We start from the raw sequence: 16,732 nt of genomic DNA on the forward strand, positions 1-16,732 counted from the left end.
GAACCGACCGTGCCCGGGGCTTCCGAAGCGGCCCGGACCCGCGTACGGACTCAGGCGCGGCGGGCCTCCGGGTGGAGGCGGCACCAGCCCTCCCACGCCGAGGAGACCATGGAGCGGACGTCGTGGTGCGCCTTCCAGTCCAGCTCGCCCTTGATCCGGGAGGACGCTGCGACCACGCGCGCCGGGTCGCCCGCGCGCCGCGCGGTGACCTCGGGCGCCGGCTCGCGGTAGCCGGTGACCTCCGCGATGAGGTCGATCATCTCGCGGACCGAAACGCCTTCCCCGCGGCCGATGTTGACCGTCAGGTCACCCGTCCGCCCCGGCTCGGCCAGCCGCCGGGCCGCACTCAGATGGGCGTCGGCCAGGTCCTCGACGTGGATGTAGTCGCGGATGCAGGTGCCGTCCGGGGTCGGGTAGTCGTCGCCGAAGATCCGCGGCGCCTCACCGGCCGTCAGCCGCTCGAAGACCATGGGGACGATGTTGAACACCCCGGTGTCGGCCAGTTCGGGTGCCGCCGCGCCCGCCACGTTGAAGTAGCGCAGGCACGCGGTGGTGATGTTGTGGGCCCGGCCGACCGCCCGGACCAGCCACTCCCCGGCCAGCTTGGTCTCGCCGTACGGGTTGATCGGCACGCACGGGGTCTCCTCGGTGACCAGGTCCGCGTCCGGCATGCCGTAGACCGCGGCGGAGGAGGAGAAGACGAAGCGGGGCACGCCCTGCGCGACCACGGACGCCAGCAGCGTCTCCAGGCCGTGGACGTTCTCGCGGTAGTAGTGCAGCGGCTGTTCGACGGACTCGCCGACCTGCTTCTTCGCGGCCAGGTGCACCACACACGTCACGCCGTGCTCGGCGATCGTACGGTCCAGCAGCTCGCGGTCCAGGACCGAGCCGACGACCAGCGGGACGCCCTCGGGCAGCCGCGCCGCGTCGCCCGACGACAGGTTGTCGACCACGACGGCCCGCTCGCCCGCCTGCGTCATCGCGCGTACGACATGGGCTCCGATGTACCCGGCGCCACCTGTGATCAAGAAGGACATGCCTCTCCCCAGTCTTCCGCGTCTTCCGCATTCGTCCGTCCGCCGGCCGTGGCCGGCCGGGCTCCGGTCACCGCCCGTCGCGCCCCCGGCGGGAACCCGGCCGTCGCCGGCCGCGCGCCGCCATGCGTCGCAGCCTACGTCGCACGACGGCGGTCGCGGCGCTCGGCCCCGCGGCGACCCGCAGCGCGAGCGATCCGCCCGCGGTGGCGTACGGCTGGACGAGCACCAGGCCGCGCCGCCCGCCCGGGACGGCCGCCCGCCGCAGTCCTGGGCCGGTGGCGCGGGCCGCGGTCCACAGCGAGGATCCGTCGGAGCAGCGCAGCCGGACCCGTACGTCCCACACGTCCGGGCCCGCGCGGCCCTCCCTGCGCCCGCCCGCGAGTGCCACGGCCGGGAGATCCAGCAGGACGTCGGCCGTCCACATGCCGTCCTCCGCGACGACCTCGGCGTCACGGGCCACGCCGAGGCGGCCGTCGTCGCGGTGGCGCAGCTCCAGGTCCACGGCGACGGGACCCGCGGCGGCCAGGCGCCCGTACAACTCGTGCACGCGCACCGTCACGCGCAGCCGGGCCGGGCGGGAGGGGCGGGGATCGCGTTCGAGGCGCGGCTCGGCGTCCACCGTGACCGGCAGGCGGTGCATCGGCTTGGTGTCGAGGCCGTCGAGGACGACGGCGGGCAGGTCCGCGTCCCAGACCGGGCGCCCCGCGGCGCGGACGTACGGCGGCAGCAGCCGGGCCGGGCGGTTCGCCAGGCCGGCCATCCGCTCCAGGTCGCGGGGGCCGTCCGCGGCCGTGACGACCCGGGCGATCCAGCGTGCGGGGGCGCGGGCCGCCCGCAGCGCCGCCTCGTCGACGTCCGCCAGGTGCTCCTGGGTGAGCCGCCACCACGCGGAGCGGTACTCCGGGTCGCGGGCGGGGAGTTCGCGGGCGTACATCCGCAGATCGTCGTCGAGGAACTTCACCTGGGCGGCGTGCGTCAGCTCCTTCAGCCCGGCCTCCTCGAAGATCTCGACGGTGCGGCGGTGCGCGGCCAGCCGGCTGCGCCAGTTGCCGATGTCGCCGCGGGCGAGGGAGATCGAGGGCCGGTCCGCGCGGCGGACGTGCCAGATGTAGACGGTGTCCGGGACGAGGGCGAACCGGGGGGCCGCGGCGAGGACGCGGGCGGTGAAGACGAAGTCCTCGTAGCGGAACGCCCCGTCGGGGAAGGCGATGCCGTGCTCCTGGAGGAACGCGCGGGAGTACAGCTTGTTGACGCACACCGTGTCGTGGACCAGGCGGGGCAGCTCGGCCGGGGAGCCATGGGCGGTCTCCACCGTGAACAGCGCCCGCTGCCAGGGCACATCGCGCCCGCCGGGCAGTTCTCGCCGGACGCACCGGCCCGCGACGACCTGCGCGTCATGGCGGACGGCCCCGCGGAACAGGGCCTCGACGGCGCCCGCCTCGAGGACGTCGTCGCTGTCGAGGAACATCACGTACGGCGCGGTCGCCAGGCGCATTCCGTCGTTGCGCGGGGTGCCGCAGCCGCCGCTGTTGGTCTCGCGGCGCACCACACGGATCCGGGCGTAGCGGGCGGCCAGCTCGCGCAGCACCCCGGGCGTGGCGTCGGTCGAGGCGTCGTCCACGACGATCACCTCGGCGACCGCCGTGCCCTGGCGCAGGGCGGAGTGGACGGCGCCCGCGATGTGCTCGGCGTCGTTCCAGCCGATCACGACGATGCTGACCTGCGCGGCGGGTGACGGGGGAGGAGTCCTGGGTGTCATAGGTGACATCAGTCTATTTCTCGCCGCGAACAGTTCATAACTCCCAAAACTGTGCTTTTCATCGGAGCCGCGGAAGGCGCCGGGCCGCCCCGCCCCGGGTGCCCCCATGACCGCTGTGAACTCGCCGCGCCCCGCCTCCGCTTCACGCCGTCAATCGGCCGCCCGGCCCATGACCGGATCGGCGGCGCCGGGCGTCCCACGCGGGTGGGACGCCAGTTCAAGCCACACCTGGCTGATGCCGAACCAAGGAGCGGACAGCCGACGCCAACGACAGGAGCACGCCGATGGTCACAACCGAGGTGAAGATCCCGCTTCGGCCCGTCCCCCTGGTGCGCCGCACCCCGGTGGCGATCCTGCTGTTCCCCGCCGCCACCATGGCCCTCCTCGGGCTGTGGGACCTGGGCCGCCGCGGGATCTGGAGCGACGAGGCCGCGACCTGGAGCGCCGCCCGCCGCACCCCGTCCGAGCTGTGGCAGCTGCTCAGCAGCATCGACGCCATCCACGGCCTCTACTACCTGCTGATGCACGGCCTGCTGTCGCTGCGCCCCGACGCGTTCATGCTGCGCCTCCCCTCCGTCATCGGCATGGTGCTCGCCGCGGCCCTCGTCGCGGCGATCGGCGCGCGGCTCGCCGGGGCTCGGGTGGGCCTGGTGGCGGGGATGCTCTTCTCGGTCCTGCCGCTGGTCAGCCTGTACGCGCAGGAGGGCCGCAGCCACGCGCTGGTGGTGGGGGGCGCGACGGCCGCCACGTACTTCCTGGTCCGCGCGCTCGAGACCGGCGAGGGACGCTGGTGGCGCTGGTACGCCGTGGCCACCGCGCTCACCGTGCTGCTGCACGCCTTCGCCCTGCTGCTGCCGGCCGCGCACGCCGTCACCCTGCTCCTGTCCCGCAGCAGCGCACGCCAGTGGCGCTGCTGGAGTCTGTCGGCGGCCTTCGCCGTGGTGGCCGTGACACCGGTCGCCTGGATGGCGAGCGGACAGAAGGAGGACGCCCTCGCCTGGATCCCGGAGCCCGGCTGGGAGGCCGTGACCCGGCTCGTCCGGTCCTTCGCCGGACCCTCCGGCTGGATCGCCTGCCTGGTCCTGCTGCTCGCGGCGGCCGCGCTCGTCGCCCCGCGCCGCCCCACGCTCGACCGCCCGCCGGTCTCGGTCGTCACGGTCGCGCTGCCGCTCCTCGTGGTCCCGCCCGCGCTGCTGATCGCCGTCTCCCAGATCGACCCGGTCTACGACCAGCGGTACGTGCTGTACGCGCTGCCGGGCCTGTGCCTGCTCGCCGCCTCCGGGCTCGACCGGCTCACCGGGCTCGTGCTGTTCCGGGGAGCCATGCCGCTGGCGATGCCGGCGGCCGCCGCGCTCATGGTGTCGCTGGTGCTGGGCGGGCAGCTCGGCGCCCACCACCATGTACGGGCCGGGGAGAGCAGGCTGGACGATCTGCTGCCGATGGCGGAGATGGTCCGGCAGGAGGCGAAGCCGGGGGACGCGGTGCTGTTCCTTGCCAGTCCCCGCCGGAAGGTCGCCGTGGCCTACCCGGAGAAGTTCGCGGGGCTGCGCGATGTGGCGCTGGCGAAGTCGGCGGCCGCATCCGGCACGCTCTACGGCACCGAACTGCCGCCGCGGGAACTGAAGGAAGCGCTGTCGAAGGCCCAGCGGGTGTGGCTGCTGGACCGGGAGGACTCCGACCAGCGGCGCGTCTTCCGCAGCGCGGGGGAGCGGGCCAAGCAGGAGGTGCTGTCGGACCGGTTCCACCGTGAGGGCGTGGAGCGGCTGCACGGCGGCAGCGTGCATCTGTACGTGCACAACTGACCGACGTGCACAACTGACCGCGTACGGGCGGCAGGTGAGGGGCGGGCGTGACCGGCACGGGCGCCCGCCCCTTCGCGTACGCCCGTCCCTCCACGAGCGCGCTACTTCACCGCGCCCGCCATCACGCCCGTGACGAACTGCCGCTGGAAGGCGAAGAAGACCGCGAGCGGGATCACCATCGACACGAACGCGCCGGGCGCGAGGACGTCGATGTTGTTGCCGAACTGCCGTACCTGCTGCTGCAGGGCAACCGTGATCGGCGGTGACCCGGAGTCCGCGAAGATCAGCGCCACCAGCATGTCGTTCCAGACCCACAGGAACTGGAAGATGCCCAGCGAGGCGATCGCGGGCCCGCCGAGCGGCATCACGACCCGGGTGAACAGCCGGATCTCGTTCGCCCCGTCCAGCCGCGCCGCCTCCAGCAGTTCCCGCGGGATCTCGGCGAAGAAGTTGCGCAGCAGGAAGATGGCGAACGGGAGCCCGAAGGCCGTGTGGAAGATGACCACACCCGGCGTCGTCTCGAAGAGGCCCACGACGCCGAAGAGCTTGGCCACCGGGATCAGCGCCACCTGCACCGGCACCACCAGCAGCCCGACGACGAGCAGGAACCACCAGTCGCGGCCGGGGAAGTCCATCCAGGCGAAGGCGTATCCGGCGAGCGAGCCGATGACGACGACCAGGACCGTGGAGGGGACGGTGATGAGCAGGGTCGTGGGCAGCGACCCCGCGATCACGTCGTTGTCGAGCAGACCGGAGTAGTTGCTCGCGGTGAGCTGGGCGGGCTGGGTGAAGACCTCCCACCAGCCCGACGTCGCGATGTCGGTCGGGTCACGGAGCGAGGAGATCAGCAGCCCCAGGGTCGGCATCAGCCAGAGCAGGGCGACGAGGATCAGGAAGACCTGCACCACGCCGCCGCTCGCCCGCGCGACGAGGCGGGAGCCGAGGGACGGCCGGGCGTCCTTGGTGTCCGCCGCGGCGGTCCCGGGCGGCGGGGGTGCGGGCAGCGCGTCGGTCGACGTCGATGCGGTCATCGCCGGCCCTCCCTGCGTATGCGGCGGACGTTGACGATCATCACGGGGGTGACGAACAGCAGCAGCAACAGGGCGATCGCGCTGCCGACGCCCTGATCGCTGTCGGTGCCGAAGGAGGTGAGGTACAGCTCCAGCGCCAGCACATTGGCGTCCGCCTGCGTCGGCCCGAGCGCGATGATGTAGACGAGGTCGAAGATCTTCAGCACATTGATCATCAGCGTGACCAGGACGACGGCCAGGACCGGTGCCAGCAGCGGCACCGTCACCCGGCGGAAGACCTGCCACTCGCTCGCGCCGTCGCACCGCGCCGCCTCGAGCAGTTCGCGCGGTACGCCCGCCAGCCCCGCCGCGATGAGCACCATCGCGAAGCCCGCCCACATCCACACGTAGGAGCCGATGATGGCGGGGGTGACCAGGGAGGGTCCCAGCCAGTCGATGCCCTGGTACTGCTCGGTGAAGTTCGAGGCGGGCAGGCGGAGTTGTGCCCCGTCCGCCCGGTCGGCGGGCAGCACGTACGTGCCGTCGGGGCCCGCCTTCGCCGTGGCGACGACCTTGCCGTCCTTGACCGCCTCGATCGTGATCCCGGACAGCGCCTTCTCGCCGGGGTCGATGACGTTGGGCCGGCCGCCACCGCCCTTGACGAAGTCCAGCCAGACCGTGCCGGTGATCTTCCCGTCGGCGGTGGGCGCGGCCTTCGCGTCCGGCGCGTCCGCCGGCATGGACCCGGCCTTGACGCCGACGAGCGGCAGATTCGCGGCGTCCCCGGCGCGTACCGCGGACTGGGTGGTGAACGAGCCGCCGCCCGACTCCTTCAGACCGGACACGGGCAGCGGGTGCGCCCCCGGATAGGCCGACGCCTCCGCGAAGGTGTCGTGCACGCCCACCCAGACGGCGTTGGCCACGCCGCGCTCCGGCTCCTGCTCGTAGACCAGGCGGAAGATGATGCCCGCGGCGAGCATCGAGATCGCCATCGGCATGAAGACGATCAGCTTGAACGCGGTGCTCCAGCGCACGCGTTCGGTCAGCACCGCATAGATCAGCCCGAGCGCGGTCGAGACCGTGGGCGCGACCGCAACCCAGATCAGGTTGTTCTTGATGGCGGTGAAGGTGCCCTGGTCGGAGAAGATCTCGACGAAGTTGTCGAGTCCGACGAACGAGGTGCCGGACGCGTCGTAGAAGCTGCGCCAGACCGTGTACCCGATCGGGTAGACCACGAGCGCGCCGAGCAGCAGCAGGGCGGGCAGCAGGAAGCAGGCGGCCACCCACGGCCGGGTGCCCAGCACGCCTCTGCCACTGCTCTTCGGCGATACGGCGGGGGGCGGCGTGCCGGGCGCGGCCGCGCCCCCCGCGGTCGCTGTCGCCATCTCAGTGACGACCCGTCAGTTCTTGTACGCCTTGGCGGCCTCGGCCTCCAGCTCCCGCTGGGCGCCGGCCACGTCCTCGGGGTCCGCCAGGAAGTCCTGGAGCACCTTCCACTCGCCCGCGCCCTTGGTCCCGCCGAAGGACGCCGGTGCCTGGTCCGACATGTCGAAGCGGAAGTCGTCGCCCGCCGCGATCAGGCCCTTGGCGATGTCGCGCTGGACGTCGTTCGGGTACGCCGCGAGGTCGAGGTTCTTGTTCGGCGTGATGAAGCCGCCTGCCTCGGCCCAGATCTCGGCCGCGTCGGACGAGGCCAGATAGGTCAGCAGGGCCTGCGCGGCCTTGCTGTCCTTCATCGCCACGGCCGCGTCACCGCCGCTGACGACCGGGGACTCCTCGCCCACCGCCGGGAACGGGAAGACCTTGGCGTCCGTACCGATCTTCGCCTTGGTGTCGGTGGCGATGTTGATCGAGACGAAGTCGCCCTCGAAGACCATCGCCGCGTCCGGGGAGTCGCCGCCCGCGAAGGCCTGCGTGACGGACTTCGGGAACTCCGTCTGCAGCGCGCCCTTCTGGCCGCCCGCGATCAGCGTCTTCTTGCCGAAGAGCTCACCGAGCGTCTTCAGCGCCTCCTTGACGGAAGGATCCGTCCACTTGATCTTGTGCTGGGCGAGCTGGTCGTACTTCTCCGGGCCCGCCTGGGAGAGATAGACGTTCTCGAACCAGTCGGTGAGGGTCCAGCCGTCGGCGCCGCCGATGGCCACGGGGGCGACACCGGAGGCGGAGACCGTCTCGGCGGTCTCCAGGAACTCGTCCCAGGTCTTCGGCTCGGAGGTGCCGGCCGCCTCGAAGGCCGCCGTGTTGTACCAGACCAGCGACTTGTTGGCGGCCTTGAAGTAGACCCCGTACTGCTTGCCCTTGTGGGCGCCGAGGTCCCGCCAGCCCTTCGAGAAGTTCTTGGCGAGCTCCTTCTCCACGGTGCCGCCGACGGGCTTGATCCAGCCCTTGTCGGCGAACTGCTGGAGCACACCGACCTGGGGCATGACCGCCACGTCCGGCGGCTCACCGCCCTCGACCTTCGTCCCGAGGAACGTGGAGATGTTGTCACCGGTCGGCACGAAGGAGACATCGGCGCCGGTGCGCTTCTCGAACTCCTCGAGGACGGCATTGAAGTTCTTCTGCTCGGCGCCTGTCCAGACGGCGGCGACCTGCAGCTTCTCACCGTCCAGCTTCGGGAGCTTCACCGACGGCGCGCTGTCCTTGTCGCCGCCGGAAGCGCTCTTCCCGTCGTCGCTGCCACCGCAGCCCGCGGCGCTGAGCGCGAGGGCGCCCGCGGCGACGACCGCCAGCGAGGCTCGCGTGGTCCGGCTCCATCTGCCGGAGCCAGGTGATCGGGTGGTGTGTGTGGTGGCTGTACGCATCCCTGGGTCCTCCCCGCTGCGCCTCGACGCGGACCCGGCTTGACGGCCGCGCACAGGTGCTCCGTACGTCCCGTGCGGACAGTCCTACGCCCGGATCGTCACCACCCGCAATACCGCCATCTACCCCAATGTGGGATGTGACCGTGCTGTGATCCTGCCACTGCCACCTGCGCCGGGAGGCCACGGCGAGGGGCCACGGCGAGGGGTGCGGGGCTCCGGGGGGCCTCCGCGGGGGCGGGGGGCGAGGGTGCGTGGCCCGGGGGCGGCGAGTGCCGCGTCGCTCAGGCGGCGATGCCGTGGTCCCGGAGGATGTCGTTGAGCGCGAGCTTGTCGTGGGCGCTGCCCTCGGGCAGGCGCTTGAGCACCAGCAGGCACGGCATGCCGAACTCGCCCCCGGGGAACGTCTTCACCCGGGTCGAGCTGACGCAGACCGACCAGGCCGGGGCCTCGCCGCGCGGCAGTTCGTCACCGGTCTCGGCGTCGAAGACCCGCGTCGACCGGGTGAGGATCACTCCCGCGCCGAGCTTGGCGCCTCGGCGGACCCGGGCGCTCTCGACGACCATCGAGCGCGACCCGATGAACGCGTCGTCCTCGATCACCACCGGCGCGGCGTTCGGCGGCTCCAGGACGCCGCCGATGCCCGAGCCGCCCGCCAGGTGGACATTGCGCCCGATCTGCGCCGCGGACCCGACCGTGGCCCAGGTGTCCCCCATGGAACCGGCGTCCACGTAGCCACCGATGTTGACGAAGGACGGCATGAGCACCACCCCCGGAGCCAGATAGCTGCCCCAGCGGGCGATCGCGCCGGGAACGACGCGGACGCCGTCGAGCCGCTCCTTGAGCGGCATCCGGTCGTGGTGGTGGAACCCGCCGACCGTGCTCTCGGTCATCTCGAGCACCTTGAACGACAGCAGGATGGCTCGCTTGGCCCGCTCGTCGACCACGACCTCGTCGGTGGCGGGATCGACGGCGGCGACGCGCGCGACGCCGCTGTCCAGCAGGTCCACCGCGTCGACGACCTCGGCACGGGCTTCACGATCGGCCGGGCCGAGGGCGTCGCGTCGCTCCCACAGTTCGTCGATCCGGGGCGAAAGGGGGCTCTGCGCAAGGGTCATGGGCCGAGCCTACTGATCGTCACGATCGCTGCAGCCTGCCGGGGCCACCGCTCGTACGGGCATGGGCGGGGGGCGTGTGCGGAGACACGGGTACCGGTGCGGTGCGCGGTCGTGTCGCGCGCGTCCCGGGCGCCCGTCTTCGCGTAGCTCCGGGCGTGGGTGTCGGCGAAAGCGCGGGCGAGCGGGACCACAACTGCGCCGGGGGAACATCGAGTTGACCGCAGCCCCCCGAAGGAACACGACCTGACGCGCGCGGGCCGAGCCGTCCGTGCCGCGCGAGGTCCCGCACTGCTGACGCCGTTCACCCGGCTTCAGGACCGGCTCGGCGCGACCGCCCGACACGACCGGCCGACACGACTGCCGTACGTTCGCTCGCCGGTTGCCACGGACACGATCTCAACGGCCTCTCGATGAAAGGAAGTTCGCCTTCGCTTGCATCCAGATAGCCGCGGCAAGGGTCGACCCGGGGATTCCCCCGTCAGAGCAGCCGGAGCGGTCTGGACGGGGGAGTGGACTGTTCGGCCGCCCGCTGGAGGGCGCTCGCCAGGAGAGCGAGGTCCGTCGGCCCGTTGCCCAGCTCGCGCAGCGGTCGCCGAGCGGGCGGGTCGCCCATCCGCTCCCAGTCCAGCGTCACGACCGTAGGCCGCTGCGTCGCGGTGCGCGGGATACGGCCCGTCACCCGCCCCGCCTGGAAGACGGCCTGAGAGCCGTCGCCGCGCACCAGCCGGCCGCGGCCCGCCGACGCCTCGCCCGCGTCCGGGCCTTCGGCCCGCGCGGGCAGCAGGTCCAGGGTGATCCGCAGACCGGCGCGGGCGGCCGTCGTTGTCTCCGCCGTGCGGTCCGGGCGGCCGACCGCCGCGACGAGGTGCACCCCCAGCCGTGCGCCGTCCCGCGCCACGGCCTCCAGCGCCCGTACGACCGAACCGGCCGAGGGGCGGCCGCGGCTTCCCAGGGCGGGGTCCACCAACTCGTCGAAGTCGTCGACGAGAACGACCAACCGGGGCAGGACGTCCGCGCGCGGCGGAGCGTCCTCGGCCGCCGGCACGGCTGCCCGCAGCTTCAGCGTCCCGCTGCGCGTGGACTCCACGTCGCCGAGGTCACCGCGACGGTCCACCCCCTGCGGATCGCCCCGCTCGCCGTCCGGGCTCCGCGCATCGAGCGCGTGCCTCTCGCCCTGCGCACCGTCCGCGCCGTACGTGCCGCGCTCGGCGGAGCGCCGTGGGGCGACCAGCCGCCCCGCCACCGCCTGCCGCCGGTGCCACTCGGCGAAGTCCAGCTCGCCGAGCAGCTCCGCCCGCCGCTTCAGCTCCGTGCTGAGCGCCTGGGCGAACTCCCGCATACGGACGGGGTCCGCGGCCGCCAGATACGTCGAGACGTGCGGCAGGTCCGTACAGATGCGCAGCCCTTCGCCGCGGTCGGTGCCCCCGCCGTCGACCAGCGCCAGGGACAGCCGGTCGGGGCGGTCGGCGGCGGCCAGGGATGCGGCGAGCGACCGCAACAGCTCGGTCTTGCCCGCCCCGCGACCGCCTTCGATCAGCAGATGCGGTCCCTCGAGCGCGAGGTCCACGGAGAGCGGTCCGTGCTGCCCGGCGCCCAGAACGGCGCTCGCCCGGCCGTGCGGCGCCGCGTCCGTGTCCGCCGCCGCGGCCCAACGGGCCGTCAGGGACGCGGGCGTGGCACGGGCGAGGCCCAACTCGTCCAGCAGCCGGGCCGTACGCGGCAGGGGCGCGGCGATCCGGCGTGAACCGCCCGCGGGGGCCGCGCCCGGGACGTCCGCGGCGCGCAGCGGTGCCAGCGCCCGCGCGAAGCGCTCCGCCCACGCGGCCGACACGGCGTCGACGCTCGCCACCACGCCGTTCCCCGCCGGGCCCGACGGGGACAGTGGCGTGACGCGGAGTGCGGTCGCCACGTCGCCGCTCAGCAGACCTGCCGCGCCGCACTCGGAGAAGGGCGGGGACGCGGTGCACGCGGCGTCGAAGGTCGCGGCGAGCGGGGACGCGGGGGTGGCCGCGGGCGCTTCGGCCAGACAGAGGAGGTGGACGCCGGCCGCCGCGCCGCCCGCCGCGAGCCGCGCCGTCGTCCCGCGCAGCGCGGAGGACCCCGGGTCGCCGTCGACGATCACCAGCGTGTGCGGACCGTCGTACCGCTGGGCGGCGTCGGCCACGGCCGCGCGGTCCGCTGTGACCCAGGAGGGGCCGAGCGGGCCGTCGTCCAGCCTGCGGACGAGTTCGTCCGTACGGGCCGTGGCCTGGTCCCGGTCGTAGGCGAGCAGCAGGCGGCAGTCCTGGCCGTGGGCCGGGCGCACGTGCGGGAGCCAGCCGAGCCAGGACCACTCGGCGAGCCGCTCGGCGGCGCCGCGCGACCGGTCCGTGGAGATCAGGACGATCTCCAGGCCGTCCGCGCCGCCGGGGCCCGGGGGAGCGTGCAGCGCGGCGAGTTGGGCCACGACCGCGCGCGCGAGGCCGGACAGCCGCGCCCGCGGCCCGGCGAGTCCCAGCGAACCGGTCTCGCGCAGGCCGACGGTGACGGGGGTGTTGGGGGCGCCGGACCGGTCCGTCGTGCCGAGCCGTACGACGAGGGCATCGGGGTGTCCGGAGCCGCGCTCCCACAGACGGGGGCCGGGGCCGAGAGCGGTCAGCAGTATGTCGGCGGGGTCAGGCCATCGTTCGAAGGCCGTGGCGGCGGCGCGCGCGGCCTCGACGGAGGGGCGGAGCGCGGCGGACCCGTCGGCCACGGCGGGTCCGTCAGGGATCTCGGCGTCCCGTCCCGCGGCGAACCGCCGGGCCCAGGCGCCTATGCCGCGCCCCCACCGCGTCGGGCGTCGGGGTTCGTCGTCCACGGGGCCGTCGGCGTTCTCGTCGCCCCCGAACGGCGACGGCGGTGACGGCGGTGAGACCTGCGACGACGGTGCGGGGTGTTCGGCGCGGTAGCCGGCGCCGTGGGTCACGGCACCCGGGCCCGCCCCGGGGAACGGCCCGTCAGGAGCGGGCGCCTGGTGCGGAAGACGGAGCCCCGTCCGGCCGTCATGGGTCGGGTCGGAGGCGCCGGCCGGTCGCTGCGGCGGCACGGATCGCGGCGTACTGGACAGGCCGCCGTGCTCGCCGGCAGGGGGTGCTGCGCGGCCGGGTGAGGCCGTGGGGCCGTCCTCGTCGTCGTACGGGCCCGTGGCCCACGAGGGACGCCGGGGCGTGCCGGGCCTGTCGTGTCCGGCCCCCGGGTGTCCGGCCGTGGTCACTGCCGGTCCTGCCGGTGCTCCCGTGCCCCAGCCGTTGGTGGTGGGACCGGCATGGTCCGCGCCCGGAACGGAGTGCTGACGGTCGCTCGGGAGCACAGCGCCGAGTCGGGGCGCCGCGGTGCCCGCTGCGGCGGCGGTCCCGGTGCCCGCCGAGCCCAGATGCGCCCGGAGCGATACGCGGAGATGGCCCTCGCCGTCCGCGGCGGTCGGCAGTACGTCGTGCAGCGGGGATCCCTTCGTACCCGGCTTCGTATTCGTATCCGGCTTCGTACCGGGCCGCGCACCCGCTCCCGCCGCACCCCCCGCGCCGCGCCCGCTCGCGCCGGACGGGGCCTCTTCCGCGCCCACCAGCCGCAGCGTCGACTCGCCCAGCCGGAGCAGGGAGCCGGGAGGGAAGGGGAGAGCCCCCGTGGCGAGCGGAGCGCTGTCGAGGGAGGTGCCGTTCGTGGATCCGAGGTCGGCGATCGTCACCTGTCCGTCGTCGGCGACCGTGACCGCGCAGTGCAGGCGCGAGACGTCCGGGTCGTCGAGGGGGACGTCGGCGTCGGCGGACCGGCCGATCTGGATGCGCCCGCTGTGCAGCAGGTGGACGCCACCGGCGTCCGGACCCGAGACGACGTGGAGTTGTGCCGACGCGTCGGACGGCGCCTCCTGGGGCACACCGGGGTGACGGCCGGGATCGGCCGGGGAGTTGAGGGACAGCACGGCGCCGTCGGTCAGCGGCGGTTCCCCCAGCGCGCAGCGCTGCGGGTCGAGCCGCTCGCCGCCCGCGAAGAGCACCACCGGGCCGGTGGAGCCGCCGGGACCGCCTGACGCCGCCTCACTTCCCGGCGCGCCGGACGCACCCGGTCCCGAGGTGGAGGGTCCCGTCGGCGCGGTGCCTGCGCCCACGGAAGGGCCCGACGCGGCAGCGACGGCAGCGGCCAGCCCGCTCGCGACCGCGGCGAGCGCGGTCCCCGCGGGGGCCGTGACCAGCACGTCGCAGGCGCGCGCGGCGTGGCCGCCGCGCGGCCCGAGGACGGTCAGCCGGATCTGCATCGCCGTCAACGGTCCCTTCTGCCCCGGCCACGCTGCGGGAGAAGCCGTCAAACCCCCGCCGCGTACGGGCACTTCGGCACGTACAGGTCAGCACGTCGCGCGGGGAGTCCCCGCCCCGGCCGCTTCCGTGCTGGGAGGCATCCTCGCACCTGCGGCCGACACTTCGCCGGGAAACCACAGCTCATTGATCTTGATTGGACCGGTAACCGCACGAATAAAGACGAGAAACTTGCTGGAGGCGACCCAGTTCCGACACCGCGGTCCCCCGTACGAGTCATCCAGGGACAACTCCGAGGACCACGCGGCACCGGGACGGACACCTCGTCCGCCGCCCAGCCACGGAGCCCGTGGACGGAGCCGACGCCGCGCAGGCGCGTACGACCCTGCACGGGACGCCGTGCACGGAACGCCGCCCGCGGAACGCCGTGCGGCGAACGCCATGCACCGAACGCCGCCCGCGGAACCGCTCGGGCCGGCGCAGAAGTTGTTCCTACGCCCCCCCCGGGGCGAGAAGCCCAACGCACCCGTCTCTGTCGCGGACATGGCACACGCCCGGCCCCGGATCCCCCTGAACGGCCCATCAGGCGTCCCTCGCCGGGACCGGCCGTGTCCGTACCGGGAAAACACCGGGAAAGCAGGGTTGGCGACGGGCCGTCCGTGGGCCGCGGCGTGACCGGATCCCGGTACGCCGCGGGCGGCCCGGGGCTGTGCCGGTGTTACCGGCGGGAATGAGGCGCGGGTCACAACTGCCGTTCCCCTACGGACATCCGCTCCCCAGGGCGTATGCCCGTAGGGGAAGCTCCAGGAGGCCCCAGGAGACCCCCGGCGGATCCCTCCCCGTGGTCCACTCCGACCGGGATCCGGTGCCCGCCCCGCAACCATCCGCCCGTTGCGAGCGTCTTCCCCACGAGCCGCGGGGTGGTCCGCGATCGGCCGTCGACCCGGTGGTCCCCGAGCGTGCGCACTACAGTGGGTCGGACGGGTCCGCGTCCTTCCGGCGGCCCAGGAACACCAGGACCACGATCAGGGAGCGCATGACGTGCGGCCGGTAGGCAGCAAGTACCTCCTCGAGGAGCCGCTCGGACGAGGAGCCACGGGCACCGTGTGGCGGGCTCGCCAGCGCGAAGCCGCGGGCGCCGAGGCGGCCGTGCAGGGGCAGCCGGGCGAGACCGTCGCGATCAAGGTCCTCAAGGAGGAGCTGGCGAGCGACCCGGACGTCGTGATGCGCTTCCTGCGCGAGCGGTCCGTCCTCCTGCGGCTCACCCACCCGAACATCGTGCGGACCCGCGACCTCGTCGTGGAGGGCGACCTCCTCGCCCTGGTCATGGACCTGGTCGAAGGACCGGACCTGCACCGCCATCTGCGGGAGAACGGCCCGTTCACACCGGTCGCCGCCGCGCTCCTCACGGCCCAGATCGCGGACGCCCTCGCCGCCAGCCACGCCGACGGCGTCGTGCACCGAGACCTGAAGCCCGCCAACGTCCTGCTCGCGGGTGCGAACGACGAGCTGCACCCGATGCTGACCGACTTCGGCATCGCCCGGCTGGCCGACTCCCCGGGGCTGACGCGGACGCAGGAGTTCGTGGGCACGCCCGCGTACGTCGCGCCCGAGTCCGCCGAGGGCCGTCCGCAGACCTCGGCCGTCGACGTCTACGGCGCGGGCATCCTGATGTACGAGCTGGTCACCGGCCGTCCGCCGTTCGCCGGGGCCACGGCCCTTGAGGTCCTGCACCGGCACCTCAGCGAGGAGCCCCGCCGCCCCACGACCGTCCCCGAGCCGCTCTGGACGGTCATGGAGCGCTGTCTCCGCAAGAACCCGGACGAGCGCCCCAGCGCCGAGAACCTCGGCCGCGCCCTCCGCGTCGTCGCCCCGGGCATCGGCGTCCACGCCTCGGCCGCGCAGGCCGAGGCGGCCCTCGGCGTCGCGGCGCTGCTCGCCCCGGACCCGGCACCCGCACCCGTACCGGACACCGGCGCGGCCGCAGGGCTCGCGGGGAACGGCGACCCGACCCAGGTCCTCCCGTCCGGCGCCGGTTCCTACGACCCGAACGCCGCGACGAGCGTGATGCCCTCGACCGGGGCGCCGCAGGGCGGCGGCCCGAACGCCGACCCCACCCAGGTCATGCAGCACGGCAGCGGGCCTGGCGGAGGCCCCGACGCCGACGCGACGCGCGCCATGCCGCCCGTGCCCGGCTCCCCGCCGCAGGGTGACGGAAATCACCCGTGGCAGAACCAGCTCCGCGCGGCCCGCGACCGCAACGAGCAGACCCAGGTCCAGTACCTGGACCCGAGCCAGGACCCGCTGCGCCGCCGCCCGCAGCGCCAGGCCCCCGCGCCCCAACCGCCGTACGGGCAGCAGCAGTACGGGCCCCAGGGCGGCTACGGCTACGCCGAGCCGCAGGCTCCGCCGCCCCAGCAGCGGCCCCGGCGCCGGCAGGCCGAACGCCCGCCGCAGCGCTACGCGCCGCCGCCCCCGCCCGAGCCGGCGCCGCGCCGTGAACCGCGCCGCCGCAGCGCCAATCCCATGCGGATCCCGGGGCTGGGCTGTCTCAAGGGCTGTCTGTTCTCGATCGTGATACTGATCGTGGCCGCCTGGCTCATCTGGGAGCTGACGCCGGTGCAGGGCTGGATCGCCGACGGCAAGAGCTTCTGGGACCAGATGTCCGACTGGGCGAGCGACGTCTCGGACTGGATCTCCAAGATCGGCGACTCGACCGGCAGCGGTTCGGGCACCGGCCAGTAGCCGCCGGCGGGCACCGAGCGGAGACGCCTGGCCCCTGCCGGTAGCGCCCACCCGCCGCGCGCACCAGCCGCACCCGCGGTGGCGCGGAATCAACACCCGTACGGCCCGGAGGACTTGTCGCGCACCCGCGCGCAGGCCCCCCGGGCCGTTCGCGTCATGCCCTCTCCGGTCCGGCGCCCGGCCGCCGGTGCC

Annotated in this window: 9 protein-coding genes; 2 read left to right on the forward strand and 7 right to left on the reverse strand. The window is 73.9% G+C overall.

Features of this window, described 5'->3' with window-relative positions:
• Window positions 1-50: 50 nt before the first annotated feature.
• Together galE and ABZ822_RS08505 are read right to left on the reverse strand one after the other, a co-directional pair.
• Window positions 51-1,037, reverse strand: coding sequence for a UDP-glucose 4-epimerase GalE (gene galE / locus ABZ822_RS08500; RefSeq protein ID WP_360848968.1), 987 nt, complete (start codon window positions 1,035-1,037; stop codon window positions 51-53).
• A gap of 67 nt (window positions 1,038-1,104) precedes the next feature.
• Window positions 1,105-2,796, reverse strand: coding sequence for a glycosyltransferase family 2 protein (locus ABZ822_RS08505; RefSeq protein ID WP_360848971.1), 1,692 nt, complete (start codon window positions 2,794-2,796; stop codon window positions 1,105-1,107).
• Window positions 2,797-3,080: 284 nt separating this feature from the next.
• Here ABZ822_RS08505 and ABZ822_RS08510 point away from each other — a divergent pair, with 284 nt between their 5' ends.
• Window positions 3,081-4,598, forward strand: a complete 1,518-nt coding sequence (locus ABZ822_RS08510) for a glycosyltransferase family 39 protein (RefSeq protein WP_360848974.1) — start codon at window positions 3,081-3,083, stop codon at window positions 4,596-4,598.
• Window positions 4,599-4,699: 101 nt separating this feature from the next.
• Here the strand turns inward: ABZ822_RS08510 and ABZ822_RS08515 are convergent, their stop codons facing one another.
• From ABZ822_RS08515 to ABZ822_RS08535, 5 genes are all read right to left on the reverse strand, one after another.
• On the reverse strand, window positions 4,700-5,629 hold the full coding sequence (locus tag ABZ822_RS08515; RefSeq protein WP_360848977.1) for a carbohydrate ABC transporter permease: 930 nt from the start codon (window positions 5,627-5,629) through the stop codon (window positions 4,700-4,702).
• Entirely contained in the window at window positions 5,626-6,993 is a 1,368-nt protein-coding gene (locus tag ABZ822_RS08520) for a sugar ABC transporter permease (RefSeq protein WP_360848980.1), read from the reverse strand. The genes ABZ822_RS08515 and ABZ822_RS08520 overlap by 4 nt, the downstream gene beginning before the upstream one ends.
• A 15-nt stretch (window positions 6,994-7,008) precedes the next feature.
• On the reverse strand, window positions 7,009-8,409 hold the full coding sequence (locus ABZ822_RS08525) for an extracellular solute-binding protein (protein ID WP_360848983.1): 1,401 nt from the start codon (window positions 8,407-8,409) through the stop codon (window positions 7,009-7,011).
• Window positions 8,410-8,690: 281 nt separating this feature from the next.
• A complete protein-coding gene (locus ABZ822_RS08530; RefSeq protein ID WP_360848986.1) occupies window positions 8,691-9,524 on the reverse strand; it encodes a 2,3,4,5-tetrahydropyridine-2,6-dicarboxylate N-succinyltransferase in 834 nt (277 codons plus the stop codon).
• Window positions 9,525-10,002: 478 nt separating this feature from the next.
• A complete protein-coding gene (locus ABZ822_RS08535; protein WP_360850422.1) occupies window positions 10,003-13,797 on the reverse strand; it encodes an FtsK/SpoIIIE domain-containing protein in 3,795 nt (1,264 codons plus the stop codon).
• A gap of 1,039 nt (window positions 13,798-14,836) precedes the next feature.
• Between ABZ822_RS08535 and ABZ822_RS08540 the strand changes: the two genes are divergently transcribed.
• A complete protein-coding gene (locus ABZ822_RS08540) occupies window positions 14,837-16,540 on the forward strand; it encodes a serine/threonine-protein kinase (RefSeq protein WP_360848989.1) in 1,704 nt (567 codons plus the stop codon).
• Window positions 16,541-16,732 lie beyond the last annotated feature (192 nt).

This window comes from Streptomyces sp. NPDC047108 (genome assembly GCF_040643575.1).
Classification (GTDB): Bacteria; Actinomycetota; Actinomycetes; order Streptomycetales; family Streptomycetaceae; genus Streptomyces.

Bases quoted from the DNA above. Each gene is read 5' to 3' on its own strand.
- galE (WP_360848968.1), bottom strand. From the start codon at position 1,037: ATGTCCTTCTTGATCACAGGTGGCGCCGGGTACATCGGAGCCCATGTC.
- ABZ822_RS08505 (WP_360848971.1), bottom strand. From the start codon at position 2,796: ATGACACCCAGGACTCCTCCCCCGTCACCCGCCGCGCAGGTCAGCATC.
- ABZ822_RS08510 (WP_360848974.1), top strand. From the start codon at position 3,081: ATGGTCACAACCGAGGTGAAGATCCCGCTTCGGCCCGTCCCCCTGGTG.
- ABZ822_RS08515 (WP_360848977.1), bottom strand. From the start codon at position 5,629: ATGACCGCATCGACGTCGACCGACGCGCTGCCCGCACCCCCGCCGCCC.
- ABZ822_RS08520 (WP_360848980.1), bottom strand. From the start codon at position 6,993: ATGGCGACAGCGACCGCGGGGGGCGCGGCCGCGCCCGGCACGCCGCCC.
- ABZ822_RS08525 (WP_360848983.1), bottom strand. From the start codon at position 8,409: ATGCGTACAGCCACCACACACACCACCCGATCACCTGGCTCCGGCAGA.
- ABZ822_RS08530 (WP_360848986.1), bottom strand. From the start codon at position 9,524: ATGACCCTTGCGCAGAGCCCCCTTTCGCCCCGGATCGACGAACTGTGG.
- ABZ822_RS08535 (WP_360850422.1), bottom strand. From the start codon at position 13,797: ATGCAGATCCGGCTGACCGTCCTCGGGCCGCGCGGCGGCCACGCCGCG.